This window comes from Bradyrhizobium sp. 521_C7_N1_3, from assembly GCF_052075975.1.
Taxonomy (GTDB): Bacteria; Pseudomonadota; Alphaproteobacteria; order Rhizobiales; family Xanthobacteraceae; genus Bradyrhizobium; species Bradyrhizobium japonicum.
On the sequence record NZ_CP197232.1, the window covers coordinates 10,200,474 to 10,214,093 of the forward strand.

14 protein-coding genes are annotated in these 13,620 nt (G+C 63.9%); 6 read left to right on the forward strand and 8 right to left on the reverse strand.

Features of this window, described 5'->3' with window-relative positions; genetic code table 11:
- Positions 1 to 43: 43 nt before the first annotated feature.
- Positions 44 to 322 (reverse strand): DUF3551 domain-containing protein, encoded by a 279-nt coding sequence (locus AB7008_RS48310; protein WP_028155355.1) that lies wholly within the window; start codon positions 320 to 322, stop codon positions 44 to 46.
- A 150-nt stretch (positions 323 to 472) separates the two neighbouring features.
- Positions 473 to 1,447, reverse strand: a complete 975-nt coding sequence (locus AB7008_RS48315) for a Bug family tripartite tricarboxylate transporter substrate binding protein (RefSeq protein WP_028155356.1) — start codon at positions 1,445 to 1,447, stop codon at positions 473 to 475.
- Between the two features lie 126 nt (positions 1,448 to 1,573).
- Here AB7008_RS48315 and AB7008_RS48320 point away from each other — a divergent pair, with 126 nt between their 5' ends.
- Positions 1,574 to 1,984, forward strand: a complete 411-nt coding sequence (locus tag AB7008_RS48320; RefSeq protein WP_041957129.1) for a VOC family protein — start codon at positions 1,574 to 1,576, stop codon at positions 1,982 to 1,984.
- Between the two features lie 162 nt (positions 1,985 to 2,146).
- On the opposite strand, the gene AB7008_RS48325 is transcribed toward AB7008_RS48320, so the two are convergent.
- The 3 genes from AB7008_RS48325 to AB7008_RS48335 all read right to left on the reverse strand — a co-directional run bounded on the left by AB7008_RS48325 (position 2,147) and on the right by AB7008_RS48335 (position 6,389).
- A complete protein-coding gene (locus tag AB7008_RS48325) occupies positions 2,147 to 3,241 on the reverse strand; it encodes an HD-GYP domain-containing protein (protein ID WP_014491025.1) in 1,095 nt (364 codons plus the stop codon).
- A gap of 377 nt (positions 3,242 to 3,618) precedes the next feature.
- The gene (locus AB7008_RS48330) at positions 3,619 to 5,901 is read right to left on the reverse strand and encodes a molybdopterin cofactor-binding domain-containing protein (RefSeq protein ID WP_441261167.1); all 2,283 of its coding nucleotides are present in this window, start codon (positions 5,899 to 5,901) and stop codon (positions 3,619 to 3,621) included.
- Complete coding sequence (locus tag AB7008_RS48335; protein ID WP_304492129.1) at positions 5,898 to 6,389, reverse strand: (2Fe-2S)-binding protein; 492 nt, start codon at positions 6,387 to 6,389, stop codon at positions 5,898 to 5,900. The genes AB7008_RS48330 and AB7008_RS48335 overlap by 4 nt, the downstream gene beginning before the upstream one ends.
- A 521-nt stretch (positions 6,390 to 6,910) precedes the next feature.
- Here AB7008_RS48335 and AB7008_RS48340 point away from each other — a divergent pair.
- From AB7008_RS48340 to AB7008_RS48355, 4 genes are all read left to right on the forward strand, one after another.
- Entirely contained in the window at positions 6,911 to 7,675 is a 765-nt protein-coding gene (locus AB7008_RS48340) for an alpha/beta fold hydrolase (RefSeq protein ID WP_304492130.1), read from the forward strand.
- Between the two features lie 24 nt (positions 7,676 to 7,699).
- Positions 7,700 to 8,035: a hypothetical protein gene (locus AB7008_RS48345; RefSeq protein ID WP_028151120.1), complete on the forward strand. Its 336-nt coding sequence runs from the start codon at positions 7,700 to 7,702 to the stop codon at positions 8,033 to 8,035.
- Positions 8,036 to 8,148: 113 nt separating this feature from the next.
- Complete coding sequence (locus tag AB7008_RS48350; protein ID WP_304492131.1) at positions 8,149 to 8,820, forward strand: dienelactone hydrolase family protein; 672 nt, start codon at positions 8,149 to 8,151, stop codon at positions 8,818 to 8,820.
- 248 nt (positions 8,821 to 9,068) lie between these two features.
- On the forward strand, positions 9,069 to 9,548 hold the full coding sequence (locus tag AB7008_RS48355; RefSeq protein ID WP_028155363.1) for a hypothetical protein: 480 nt from the start codon (positions 9,069 to 9,071) through the stop codon (positions 9,546 to 9,548).
- 1 nt (position 9,549) lies between these two features.
- Here AB7008_RS48355 and AB7008_RS48360 read toward each other — a convergent pair whose 3' ends face one another.
- The 3 genes from AB7008_RS48360 to AB7008_RS48370 all read right to left on the reverse strand — a co-directional run bounded on the left by AB7008_RS48360 (position 9,550) and on the right by AB7008_RS48370 (position 11,709).
- Positions 9,550 to 10,296, reverse strand: coding sequence for a polysaccharide biosynthesis/export family protein (locus AB7008_RS48360; protein ID WP_441261168.1), 747 nt, complete (start codon positions 10,294 to 10,296; stop codon positions 9,550 to 9,552).
- 270 nt (positions 10,297 to 10,566) lie between these two features.
- Positions 10,567 to 11,223, reverse strand: coding sequence for a peptide-methionine (S)-S-oxide reductase MsrA (gene msrA, locus AB7008_RS48365; protein ID WP_063980097.1), 657 nt, complete (start codon positions 11,221 to 11,223; stop codon positions 10,567 to 10,569).
- A 168-nt stretch (positions 11,224 to 11,391) separates the two neighbouring features.
- On the reverse strand, positions 11,392 to 11,709 hold the full coding sequence (locus AB7008_RS48370) for a hypothetical protein (protein WP_014491016.1): 318 nt from the start codon (positions 11,707 to 11,709) through the stop codon (positions 11,392 to 11,394).
- Between the two features lie 398 nt (positions 11,710 to 12,107).
- On the opposite strand from AB7008_RS48370, the gene rpsT reads away from it, so the two are divergent.
- Positions 12,108 to 12,374 (forward strand): 30S ribosomal protein S20, encoded by a 267-nt coding sequence (rpsT, locus tag AB7008_RS48375; protein WP_014491015.1) that lies wholly within the window; start codon positions 12,108 to 12,110, stop codon positions 12,372 to 12,374.
- Positions 12,375 to 13,620 lie beyond the last annotated feature (1,246 nt).

Below are 13,620 nucleotides of genomic sequence, written 5' to 3' on the forward strand. Positions count from 1 at the left end.
GAGCGATCGCGCAAAAATACGCGGCCGCGCAACGCGCACGCGGCTAGTACGGTGCAACGTGCCGCGCGCGACGGTGCGGTCGAGGTTGCGGCTGCGGCGCCTGACCATAGGCCACAAACGGATTGGGCCCGCAGAACAGCAAGCGGCCGGACACGCTGGCCTGGCATTGCTCATAGGTGCTGTAGGCACATTCGCCGGGATAGTCATACTCGCCGCCCTGGGCGCACCAGGGATAGTCGCGGGCCGCCGCGGGCGTGATGGTGACGAAGCCGGCAAGGACCGTCGCGCCCAGCGTCAGCAGCGCCAGTTGCGTCTTGCGCATGATCAAGACTCCTCTCTGCACGGCGCGAGATACGCGCCATGTATCATCATGGTTTCGCCGCGCCATTTTATTCCAGATCAACGGAACGAAGTACGCAAGAAAAAAGCCCTGCCAGGCGGCAGGGCTCCGATCTCAGGGGTCACAAGATCACTACTCGACCTTCAGGCCGGCGAACTCGACGACCTTCTTCCACTTCTCGGTCTCGGCCTTGATCTCCTCGCCGAACGCCTCCGGCGTCTGCACCCGCGGCTCGCCGCCGAGTTCGACCAGGCGCTTGGTCATGTCGGGCTCCTTCATGAGCGTATTGATCTCATTGTTGAGCTTGGCGATGATCTCCTTGGGCGTGTTCTTCGGCGCGCCCATGCCAAACAGCGCGCTGGCCTCGTAATCCTTCACGGTCTCGGCAATCGCCTGCACGTCGGGCAGCTGCGGCGAGCGCTCCGCGGTGGTGACGCCGATCGCGCGAAGCGAGCCGGAGCGGATGTGCTGGATGATCGAGGGCATGTTGTCGAAGATCACCTGCACCTGGCCGCCGAGCATGTCGGTGATCGCCGGCGCCGCGCCGCGGTAGGGCACGTGCTGCATCTTGCAGCCGGTCATCGCCATGAACATCTCGCCGGACAGATGCACCGAGGTGCCGTTGCCGGACGAAGCCATGTTCACCTTGCCCGGATTGGCCTTCACATATTCGATGAACTCGGCGACGTTCTTGGCCGGAACGTCCTTGTTGACGGTCATCACGTTCGGCACCCGCTGGAACGAGGCGACCGGTGCGATGTCGCGCACGAAGTTGAATTTGAGGTTGGCGTAGAGCGAAGCGTTGATGAAGTTGGCCGGATTGACCAGTTGCAGCGTGTAGCCGTCGGGCTCGGCATTGACGACCGATTCGGTGCCGATATTGTTGCCGGCGCCCGGCTTGTTCTCGATCACGAATTGCTGGCCGAGCCGTTCCGACAGCCGCTGACCGATCAGCCGCGCCAGGATGTCGGTGGCTCCGCCCGGCGGATAGCCGACCACCCATTTCACGGGCCGGGCCGGATAGTCGGCGGCAAGGGCCTTCGACAGCGGGGTGGCTGCAAGCGGACTGGCGGCGAGCAGGCCCAGCGCGGTACGGCGAGTGATCATCTCAAGGGTTCTCCCAACGTGTTGTTCTTGAAAGCCAGATGGCTTCAAAGTGGCGTCGACGCGGTTGTAACAAAGCTTGCCGCAGGCGGAAAGTGCGCCCGGCGCATCACGACGAAAGGATAAGGCATGCCGGTCAAGGTCGAAGCCCTCGATCATCTCGTCATCAACGTCGCCGACGTCGCAGTGACCTCCGAGTGGTACCGCAAGATTCTCGGCATGGAAGTCAAGGTGTTCGACCCCGGCGGCGGCAAAGCGCCGCGGACTTCGTTGCAATTCGGTAACCAGAAGATCAACGTCCGGCCGCGCGATGCCGACAAGGTGGAATGGTTCACCGCGGACCATCAGACCGCCGGCAGTGAGGATCTGTGCTTCCTTACCTCTGCCGCGCCCGACGAGGTGGTGGCGCATTTGAAGGCACATGGCGTCGCGATCGAGGAAGGCCCGGTTCCCAAGCAGGGCGCCCGCGGCACGCTGCGCTCGGTCTATTGCCGGGATCCGGATGGCAGTCTGATCGAGATTTCGTCGTACGAGGATTGAGGCTCTCCGGCGCCAACCGATGGCAGGAAGACGCGATCATCCCAAAGCGGCCGCCATCAAGATGCGGGCCTGCACGGGAGGCTTCATGCCACGTCAACAAACCGAAGCATGGTGGGCACGGCGCGCGAAGGGCGCGCCTTTGCTCACCCTACGGCATCTCGCTCAGAACGATCCCAGCGCCACCGGCCGGAACGCCTGCAGCAGTTGCTGATCCAGCTTGCCGCCCATGCCTTCCATCATCGTGAAGGCGCGCGAGTGGGTGAAGGGCATGCGGTAGGCGCGCTTCTCCACCAGTGCGGCGTAGATGTCGACGATCGTCGTGACCCGCACGATGTCGCTGATCTGGTTCGACGACAGGCCGTTCGGATAGCCGGAGCCGTCGAGGAATTCGTGGTGATGCAGCACGACGTCGAGCATCTCCGGCGGGAAGCCGCCTTGCTCCGCAAGCGCATCATAGCCGCGGCGCGGGTGCTGGCGCACCTCGGCCATCTCCTCGTCGGTGAGCTTGCCCGGCTTGTCGAGCAGCGCGGAGGGAACGAAGGCCTTGCCGACGTCGTGCAGCAGCGCGGCGCGAGTCAGGCGACGCTGGTCGTCCTCGCGCATGCCGAGATGCTGCGCGAAGGCGACGGCGAAGCCGGTGACGAACAGGCAGTGGCGGTAGCTGCCGACATGATGGCAGCCGACGGTGGTGAGCCATTCGCGCAGCGAGGAGTGCTTGATCGCCTTCAGGATCTTGCTCTCGGCGGCGATGACGTCGTCGAAGGTCAGGGGCACGCCGAGCGGCAGCTTCTCGAACATCTTCGCCAGCACCGCATGCGCTGCCTCGACGCCGCGGTTGAGCGTCTTGCCGCGATCGGTCGCGTCATAGGTGGCGGTGTCGGGGAATGCGGCGCGGATGCGCTGAAGAATCGCATCGGGCTGAAGCGGCCGCGAGATCGTGTCGGTGGCGCCCAGCGCCCAGGCCTGCATGGTGCCGTGATGCAGGGCATCGGCGAGCACGAACAGGCGCGGCATCGATCGATAACCGTCGCCGCGCAGCTTGTTGCGCACCCGCTGCACGCTCTCGGGCGAACGCAGATTGATGTCGACCACGAGACCGGACAGATCGCGCGATGGCTGCTCGGGAATGTCCTGCGTCGTCACCGTCGAAACGTCGCCCACGGCCTTCAGGATGCTGGCAAGCTCGGTGCTCTCGTCGCTCCGGTCGGAAGCGAGCAAGAGCCGGCGTTTGGCGGCGGATTTGGCTGGCGCGTTCATGGCTTCCCCAGAGCACGGGACTGGATTTGGCGTCAGCCTAAGCCGGATCAGGTTCTCCGGCCCTTAAGAGGCGTGCTCAACGGAACCCTCCGGAATTGGGTGCAATTTTAGGGAATTGGGGTCCCTGCCCTGCTTCCAGTCAAAACGGCGAAAACAACCCCATGCACAGTAGAAGGGGCATTGATGACAAAGGGGAATTTTTCTCCGTCATGGCCGAGCTTGTCCCGGCCATCCACGCCTTGACGCACGGCACGAAGAACGTGGATGCCCGGGACAAGCCGGGCATGACGGTGAATGTCGAGATACAGGAAACCCCAAAAGTAATCCGCCGGAGGTTGGCCTCCGGCGGATCACTTACCTCGCAAATACGCTCAGCCTTACGCCTTCATCGCCCCCTTCACGGCCTCGGCCGTGATCGGCAGGGCCCGGATGCGGGCGCCTGAGGCGTTGAAGATGGCGTTGCCGATGGCCGGGGCGATGACCGTCACCGCGGGCTCGCCGACGCCGGTGGCCTTTTCGCCGTTGGCGATCACGGCAACGGCGACCTCGGGCATCTGGCTCATGCGCAAGGGCGTGTAGCTGTCGAAATTGGTCTGCTCGATGCCACCGTCCTTGAGCGTCGCCTTCTCGTACATCGCCAGCGACAGCCCCCACAGCGCCGCGCCCTCGACCTGGGCACGGATGTTGTCGGGATGCACCTGCGTGCCGACGTCGGTTGCGACCGTGAGCTTCTTCACGGTCACCTCGCCCGACGGCGCCACCGCGACATGGGCGACGCACGCCGTCCAGCTCGCGGTCGCGCGTTCCTGCGAGGAGACGCAGGCCACGCCCATGCCCTCACCTTTCGGCAATTGCTTGGTGCCGTAGCCTGAGAGACCCATCGCGGCGAGCAGCGTGTTGCGCAGTCGCTGCGCACCGCCATCGTTCTTGCCCTTGCCGTCGAGCAGCGCGACGCGGAACTGCGCCGGGTCCTTGCCGGTCGCAGCCGCGATCTCGTCGATCATGCTTTCGACCGCCCAGAACGTCCAGCCGGGCGCCACCGAGCGAAGCTGCCCGGACGGCGTCGCATTGTGCGCGAGCTCGTTCTTGATCGCGCGCACATAATGGTTGGGCACGGTGTAGAAGAAGTCGGCCCCGTTCACCGTGAAGGAATCGAGCGGCCCCTTCTTGTCGACCGAGGGCGTCAGGAAATCGGGGATGCCCCAGCGCGCGGTCGGCCAGGCCGAGACGACGTCGTGGCTGAGCGCGACGAGCTTGCCGTCGCCGTCCACGCCGGCCTTGACCTTCTGGTAGGTGAGCGGACGCGAGAAATCCATCGTCATGTCGTTCTCGCGCGTGTAGATCACCTTCACCGGCTTGCCGATGGCCTTCGCCGCCTGCACCGCCGGCACCATCATGTCGGCGTCGAGCCTGCGGCCAAAACCACCGCCGAGCCACATCTGGTGCATCACCACGAACTTCGGATCGATTCCGGCGGCGCCTGCCGCAATCGCGCCGGAGCGCGTCGCGAACTGGTTGCCGGAATAGATGTGCAGGATGTCACCCTTGAACTCCGCGGTGGCGTTCATCGGCTCCATCGGCGCGTGGATGTTGATGCTGGTGGTGTACTCCGCCTCCAGCACCTTTGCGGCTGAGCCGAACGCCGCGTTGGGATCGCCATCCTTGACGAAGAACTGGCCGGAATCGTCGAGCTTCTGAAGCCGCTTGGCTTCGTCGAGCAGCGACTCGCTCGAGACCTTCGCGTTCGGACCGCCGTCATAGGCGATCTTCAGCGCCTGCGCCGCCTTCTTGGCGTTGGCATAGGTGCTGGCGACCGCGACGACCCAGCCCGATGTCGTGCCGGTCTTGTCATCGAGGGTGACGGCCTTGATGAAGCCCGGCACCTTCTTCGCAGCGGAGTCGTCGACCGACTTCACGGTAGCGCCGAAGCGCACCGGCGGCGTCACCACCGCGCCATAGGCCATGCCCGGCAGCATCACGTCGATGCCGTACTTGGCCGTGCCGTTGGTCTTGGAGGGGATGTCGAGCTGCGGCACCGACACGCCGATCATGGTGTACTGGTCCGGCGTCTTCAGCTTGATCGCCTTCAGCTCGTCCGGCGTGAAGGTCTTGGTCGCCTTGCCGCTCTTCACGACATCGGCGAACGACATCTGCTTCTTCGACTTCGGATGCGAGATCACGGAATCGCGCACCACGAGCTCCGACGCCGGCACGGCCATCGCGGCGGCCGCGCCTTCCGTCAATGCCGCCCGTCCGGCTGCGCCGGCCCGGCTCATCGCGTCGAAGTTCATCATGGTCGACCAGCTGCCGCCGGTGATCTGCGCACCCAGCACGGGGTCGTTGAACTTCGGATCGTTGGAGGCAAGCGCGACGCGCATGTCGCTCCACTTCGCGCCCAATTCCTCGCAGACGATCTGCGCCATGGTGGAGGCGATGTGCTGGCCCATGTCGGCCTTGCCGCAGGTCACGGTGACCAGGCCATCGGGCGCGATCGCATACCAGACACTCGGCTCGAAGTTCGAAGGCGCAGCGAGCGCCTCACCGATGCCGGGCACGCCGGCATAGCCGAGCACGAGGCCGGTCGCTGCCGTGCGGACCAGGAAGGAGCGGCGGCTGAGATCGGTCGTCTCGGCTGTAATGGTGTTCACGTGCTTATTCATGTGGGCCTCCGTTCGTTGCCGGAGACGGATGCGGTGCGCATCTCGGTGGCAGCGCGCATGATCGCCTTCTGGATCCGCGAATAGGTCATGCAACGGCAGAGATTGCCGTCCATATGCGCCACGACCTCCTCCTTGGTCGGATTGGCATTCTTGGCCAGCAGCGAGGCCGCCTGCATGATCTGCCCGGACTGGCAGTAGCCGCATTGCGGCACCTGCTCGGCGATCCACGCCTTCTGGAGCGGATGATCGCCCTTGGCGGAAAGGCCTTCGATGGTGGTGATCTTCTTGCCGGCGACATCACTGAGCATGGTCTGGCACGAGCGCACGGCCTCGCCGTTGACGTGCACGGTACAGGCACCGCACAGCCCGGCCCCGCAGCCGAACTTGGTGCCGGTCATCTGCAATTGCTCGCGGATCGCCCAGAGGAGCGGCGTGTCGTTCGCCGCATCCACGGACACACTCCGCCCGTTGATGGTGAGAGTTGGCATAGGCGTCTTCCCCTGCCGGTGCATGAAGCCGCTTACGGCGGCAACTTGAACAGTGGACGCCCACCGGGCTGGCGCCCACCTTGAGCGCGAGAATGATCGGGTTCGCAGCCAGAGGCAAATGCAATTTGGAATCGATCGAAACTATCGCGGCACTCGCTCGTTGTGCGCTGCGACAGCGGCGTTGATGCAGCGACTGGACGCAACAGCGAGCGCGTCGCACATGCGTGCCATCACGTTCAGGCAGTTTCTCAGAGGTAACTTGGCAAAGTAGAGTGCAGCCACGGGCGAACGCTTACCCTCCTCTGGAGGGGGAGGGTCGATTGCGCGGAGCGCGAGCGGGGTGGGGTGATCTCTCCGCGAGGAACACTGTTCGAGATGGAGAGACCGTCACCCCACCCCGTCTCACATCTCGCTGCGCTCAATGTGAGCCGACCCACGGGCGAGCTACGCTCGTCCCGGACCCCTCCAGGGGAGGTGAAGCACCGAGTTCGCGGCTAGAATAAAAAGAAAGGGCGGAAGCAATGCCAAGGATCGATCGGGACGGCGTCGGGATCTACTACGAAGTTCACGGCGAGGGTCCGCCACTGCTGCTCACCCACGGCTATTCCTCGACCTCGGCGATGTGGCATGGCCAGGTCGACGCGCTCGCGAAGGACCACAAGCTGATCCTGTGGGACATGCGCGGCCACGGCCAGTCCGACTATCCCGACGATCCCCATGCCTATAGCGAAGCGCTCACCGTCGGCGACATCGCCGCGATCCTCGACGCGGTCGGCACCGAGCGCGCGATCATCGGCGGGCTCTCGCTCGGCGGCTACATGTCGCTCGCGTTCTATCGCGCTTATCCGCAACGCGCCCGTGCCCTGCTGATCATCGACACCGGCCCCGGCTTCAAGAAGGACGACGCGCGCGAGGCCTGGAATGCACGGGCGCTTGCGACCGCCGACAAGCTCGACCATGAAGGTCTCGACATGCTGAAGTCGGCGACACGCGAGCGCGCCACTGCGCGCCATCGCAACGCCAGGGGATTGGCGCTCGCCGCACGCGGCATGCTGACCCAGCGCGACGCCCGCGTGATCGAGCTGCTCCCCGACATCACGGTGCCGTCGCTGATCGTGGTCGGCGCCGACGACGCGCCGTTCCTCGCGGCGTCCGACTACATGGCCGCAAAGATCCCCGGCGCACAAAAGGTCGTGATCCCCGCCGCCGGTCACGCCGTCAACATCGATCAGCCCAAGGCTTTTATTGACGCGGTGACGCCTTTCCTGAAGAACTTGCCGGGATAGGACGGTCGGACAGGGACACTGGCAATGAAGCAAGCGATACTGGCTGCGAGCGCGGTGCTGCTATCGATGTCTGCACAGGCCGAGCCGTTCGGCGGCACGCCGCCGCGCCGGCCCTTCGTTGCGACCTTGTCGAACAACACGCCGCTCGCCTTCGGCATGGATGCCGAGCAGACCGCGCGAGCGCTGGGGCAGCCGCTGCAATATGTGCGCGGGCGGCCCGGCAACGAGATCTATCTCGCGCTTCGCAACCTCGGCGGCAGCGGACTGATCCCCTACCGCCATCGCCTGTTCCTGCAATTCCGTCACGGACGGCTGGCGGGATGGAAGGAAGACTACGGCGAGAACTGGATGTGGGAGTGAGAGCGTTGTGCGCCGACATTTCCGGATCGTCATGGCCGGGCTTGTCCCGGCCATGACGAGTTCGTGGAACGAGCGAATTCCCGATCGACGACCAACCAAGAAGGACAACCCGCGTGGGACAAGACATCAAGCTGAGGGCTTCCGACAATTTCCAGCTCGGCGCCTATCGCGCCGATCCCTCAGGCGCCCCGAAGGGCGCGGTGGTGGTGATCCAGGAGATCTTCGGGGTCAATCACCACATCCGCTCGGTCTGCGACCGCATCGCCAAGGAAGGCTATGTCGCCATCGCGCCGTCGATCTTCGACCGGACCTCGCCGAACTTCCAGTCGGGCTACACGCCCGACGAGATCGCCGAGGCACGCAAGTTCGTCGCCAGTCCCGACTGGGACGCGATGCTGCGCGACACCCAGGCCGCGATCGACGCGGTGAAGAGCGTCGGGCCGGTCGGCATCATCGGCTTTTGCCTGGGCGGCAGCGTCGCCTTTGTCGCGGCGACGCGGCTGTCGGGCCTGAAGGCCGCGATCGGCTATTACGGCGGCGCCGTGGTGCGCTTCGCTGACGAGAAACCGAAGGTGCCGACACAGCTGCATTTCGGCGAGAAGGATGCCGGCATTCCCCTGACCGACGTCGAGACCGTCAAGGCGAAGCGGCCTGATGTGGAGGTCTTCATCTACCCGGGCGCCCAGCACGGCTTCCATTGCGACGAGCGACCGAGCTACGACAAGGCGAGCTCGGATATCGCCTGGCCGCGCAGCCTGGCGTTTTTCGCGAAGCATCTGACGTAAGGCGCACATCTTTCTTCCGTCATTCCGGGATGCGCCGCGAAGCGGTGCAGGCCCGGAATCCATAACCACGAACTGGGGTTATGGATTCTCAGATGCGCAATTGCGCATCATAGCTCGCGACTTCGTCGCGCCCCTGAATGACGAGACGAGAGATTGGCACCGTTCCTCAAAGCGGGAAACGGGTGGCTGCATCACGGCACCCGGCGATAGAGCTGGCCGATCAAGCCAACTCGCGCCGGGAGATCGCCATGCAGCAAGCCATCACGCACCTCGTCATCCGCAATCCGTTCGGAACCATGGACGTCCCGGGCCCGGACGATTCTGAAGTTATGGACTACGCGGCGACCGCCACGCCGGCCGGCGATGCGGCCGACGTCAACGCGGCGGCATGGACATCCATTGCCGCCCTCTCCGATCCGCTCGAAGGCATCTGGGCTAGCAGATGGAATGGCGGCGCCGATCCGACCATTGCGGGCGACACGCCGGATAGATGGAAAGAGGGGCGCGCGGATATCCGCATCGCGGGGAGCCGGATCTATCTGCGTTTCGACTGGGACCATGGCCGCCGGCACGGCCTGATCGATGCTGCGCGCGAGGGCGCGCGCCTGGTCGGAAAGTACATCAACCTGACCACGCCTGCGATCACGCGGCCATGGGTCGGGCTCGTGGTCGATGGCACGCGCATCGACGGATGCTTTCCGAACGGACGGCTGGATTTCAGGCGGTGAGCTAGAACCAGCGCTCGCCGACGAACACGGTGTCGCCCGGGCTCAAGGGAGTGCCGAGCGGGACGATGGCGCGCATCGCGCCGCCGGCTTCGGTGTGCGTGACGGTGACCACGTCGCGCTTGGCGCGGGGCGAGAAGCCGCCGGCGATCGCGACCGCGCTTTCGACCGTCATGTTCGGCACATAAGGATACTGGCCTGGTGCGGTGACTTCGCCGAGGATGAAGAACGGGCGATAGGCCTCGATCTCGACCGCGACCGAGGGCTCGCGGATGTAACCGTTGCGCAGGCGTGCGGCGATTTCACCGGCGAGACCCGCCGGAGTGCGGCCGCGGGCCGGCACCCCGCCGATCAGCGGCATGGTAATCGAACCGCCGGCATCGATGGCGTAGCTGTTGGTGAGGCCTTCCTGGCCGTAGACCACGACGCGCAGCCTGTCGCCGGCATCGAGATGATAGGAGGAGTCGTAGCGCACCGGCGCCGCCGTCGGCGCGGCGTAGCCGACCGGCATGGGTGCAGGCGAGGCGGCAAACGAATTGCGCAGCGCGCCGATGGCGCCGCCACCGTCGGCGACGACGACCGGCTGCGGTGCGCCATAGGGCTGGCCATAGGCCTTAGAGTCGAGATCGGCACGGGGCTGCATGACCGCGACAGGACCGGCGGTCTGCATGCAGCCGCCGAGGGCAAGCGCGGCGGACGCTGCCAAGGAAGCCGTCAGGATCGACCATCGAAACGCGCGTGCAACCGGCACAGGACCTATCCCTCGAAACGAGACGGCTCCAGTCTTGCACCGGTTATGGTTAACAAAGCGTTGAGCGCTTCAACCCTCCCCTGGAGGGGGAGGGTCGCTGCGCATGCAGCGAAGCGAATGCGTAGCGGGGTGGGGTGATCTCTCCACGCGATCGCTGTTCGACGTGGACAGACCTTCACCCCACCCCGTCTCACATTTTCGCTGCGCTCAATGTGAGCCGACCCTCCCCTTCCAGGGGAGGGTAAGCAAGAGCACTTCGGCGGCTTACACCTACGCGCTCACACCTACGCCGATCGGGCAGGACACGCCGGTGCCACCGAGGCCGCAATAGCCGGCGGGGTTCTTCGCCAGATATTGCTGATGGTAGTCCTCGGCGAAATAGAACGCGCCGGCAGGCGCGATCTCTGTGGTGATGGCACCGAGACCTTTGGCTGCAAGCGCCTTCTGATAGAGCGCCTTCGATTCATCGGCCGCTTTCTTCTGCGCATCTGAATAAGTGTAGATCGCGCTTCGGTACTGCGTGCCGACATCGTTGCCCTGGCGCATGCCCTGCGTCGGGTTGTGGCTCTCCCAGAACGTCTTCAGGAGTTTCTCGTAAGAGATCTTCTTCGGATCGAACACGACCAGCACCACTTCGGTGTGGCCGGTGCGTCCCGAACAGGTCTCCTCATAGGTCGGGTTCGGCGTGTGGCCGCCGGCATAGCCGACAGCGGTCGCGTAAACACCGTCGCCGAGCTGCCAGAATTTGCGCTCGGCACCCCAGAAGCAGCCGAGCCCGAACACGGCCTGCTCGAGGCCCGCGGGATAAGGCGGCTGCAACTTCGCGCCGTTGACGAAATGGGTGGTCGCGGTGGGAATGGCTTGCGCACGGCCCGGCAGCGCCTCCGTGGCGCTCGGCAATGCGGTGGTCTTGCGCATGAACAGCATGATTGGCTCTCCGAGACGAGCTGTCCGTCGCTTGAGCCAATGCAACAAGCCAAGGGCTCAGGCGGCGCGCTCGCGATCAAGGTGGGAATATAGGTATCTACGCAGGAGGGGGCAGCCCTGTTACGGCTGCCGTCAACGCGAGGTTCAGTCTCGGCGGGAATTGAAAGATCAATCCCGGGAATATCCGATCAAGGGTTTCCGCGGGCGGAACAGGATCATCAGCAGGATGCCCAAAATGCCGAGCACGGCGAAAACCGGCTGATCCAGCACGAGGCGGATCACCGAGGTCCAGAGCCAGGGCGCCTTGGCCTCGACCCAGGAGCGGAACGCCGTCTGGCTGGCCTGGTTGATGTCGTTCCAGAACTGGCCGAACCGGGTGAATCGCAGGGTCTGGTCGGCCACCCAGCGGGCGCCGTCATAGACCATGAAGATGAACCCGCCGGCCAGCAGCAACAGCCCAATCAGTCGGAAAAAGCCGCGGATCATGCGTCACCTATATGGTCGTCTGATCGGACGACCTCTGCAATGCCGCCAGCCAATAGCCGGGCGACGGCAGAAATTCAACCTCTTCAGGGCGTTACGGCGCGCGCTGGGGCGCCCAAGGCCTGTTTTCCAGCCCCGGAAAGCGTTGACGGTGCCGCAGACCCCCTCTATAAGGGCGCCAACTGGCGGTGGGCGCAATCCTGCCGCCGCTGTTCTTTGAGCAGTTGCAGGCTCCATGAGCTTTAAAGGCTTGGAGCCTCAGAGACGACCGCAAGGCCGTCGCTCGTGTTCCGGGAACAGCCCAGCAACCGAACACCCTAAATCCGAGCGTCGATTAAGCGGTCAAGCAGCCGGCGCTACCCGACCAAGACGCGACCGGTACCGCAAAGGATATTGAGACCATGGCCAATACCACTTCCGCCAAGAAAGCGACGCGCAAGATCGCCCGCCGCACCGCCGTCAACAAGTCGCGCCGCACCCAGATGCGCGGTGCCGTGCGTACCGTCGAAGAAGCCATCGCGACCGGCGATCGCGCCGCCGCGCTGAAGGCGATGGCGAACGCCGAGCCCGCGCTGATGCGCGCCGCGCAGCGCAACATCGTTCACAAGAACAACGCCAGCCGCAAAGTCTCCCGGCTCACCGCGCAGATCGCCAAGCTCGCGAAGTAAGTTCGTCGAGTCATCCGATCGACTGATCGGAGCGACATCGCGCTCGTCAATCAGCCCGGCTTCCGCCGGGCTTTTTGTTGCCTGTCACAATTCGCACTTGCGGTCGTTGGGCGACCACGCTTCCGCTGGAAGAGTAGCGACGCCTTCGCTGTGCAGCACCCGTGATTTTACGAGCCGACGTTTTTGCAACAGCGGAAACTTTCACTGCGCTGCGAAAAACCCCTGCGGGGCGGGCTTAAGTTGAATCCGCGCGTGCGAGAGTTCTGCACACCGTAGTTTTCCCGGAACAGGTTTCGCGATGGAGTTACCCTGCGAAACGAGACTCAAAAAGCGGTGTCTCAATAATCACTTATCGACATAGTGGCGACAAGCATTTGGAAAAATTGCCCGCAAGGCGTGCGCGTGACGCTTTTGTAAAAAATTTTTGGCGGTGGCGAAGATTTGTCACATGACGCGCGGCGCCTTCGAATCTGTGCACGGATTCAAACTCTTGCTCGCAAGCCTGTGTACAACTCCCGCGCGGCGTTAACGCTGGTCAAGTTTTTAGTCGCCTCAAGTGTGAATCAATTTCATTGCGAGTCTTTCCGCTTAGTGTATTCCTTAAGTCGTCCGCAGCGCCCACGATCTAATGACCAGCGCGGTTTTAGAAACGGGGCGAGCGTGCAAATCGGCGGCGGTGTGCACGTTGGCGACGCTTCAACAAGCGATTGTCGGTTCAAGACCCATAGCAATATGGGAACGGTAGCTCTTTGTCTGAATGTCTCCAAACGGGATCTTCGATCCCGCTCGCGCCAGACGCAAACGAGAGATGTCATGAAACTACCGCGACACACTTGATGGCGTAGCCGAGCGGACGAACAGTGCAGAAGGGCGGGACATCGGCGACTTCAGTCGCAGTTGTCTTCAGGACACGCAGGACCTTGCCGTGAGCAATCACGGCAGGACGGGGAGGGTATCATGTCTTACGGACTCAACGCGGTATTGAAACAAGCCACCTACTCCAACGATGCCGGTTTAGATCAGCCCAACCTCCAGCCTCCCGCGTGTGACGGAGCGCCGAGTACGCGCTGACCTCGCGACCCCTCCATCTCTGACATCGCCAGTCCGACCCGCGGCGTTCGCGCCGAACGGCGGAGCTGTGTCCGACGATGGAATCGCTTGAGGTCGTGCCCTTTGAGGGATCCTGGCAGGACCCCTTCATGGCACTCACAACGCAACTTTATCTCTCAATAGAAGTTTTTTGACG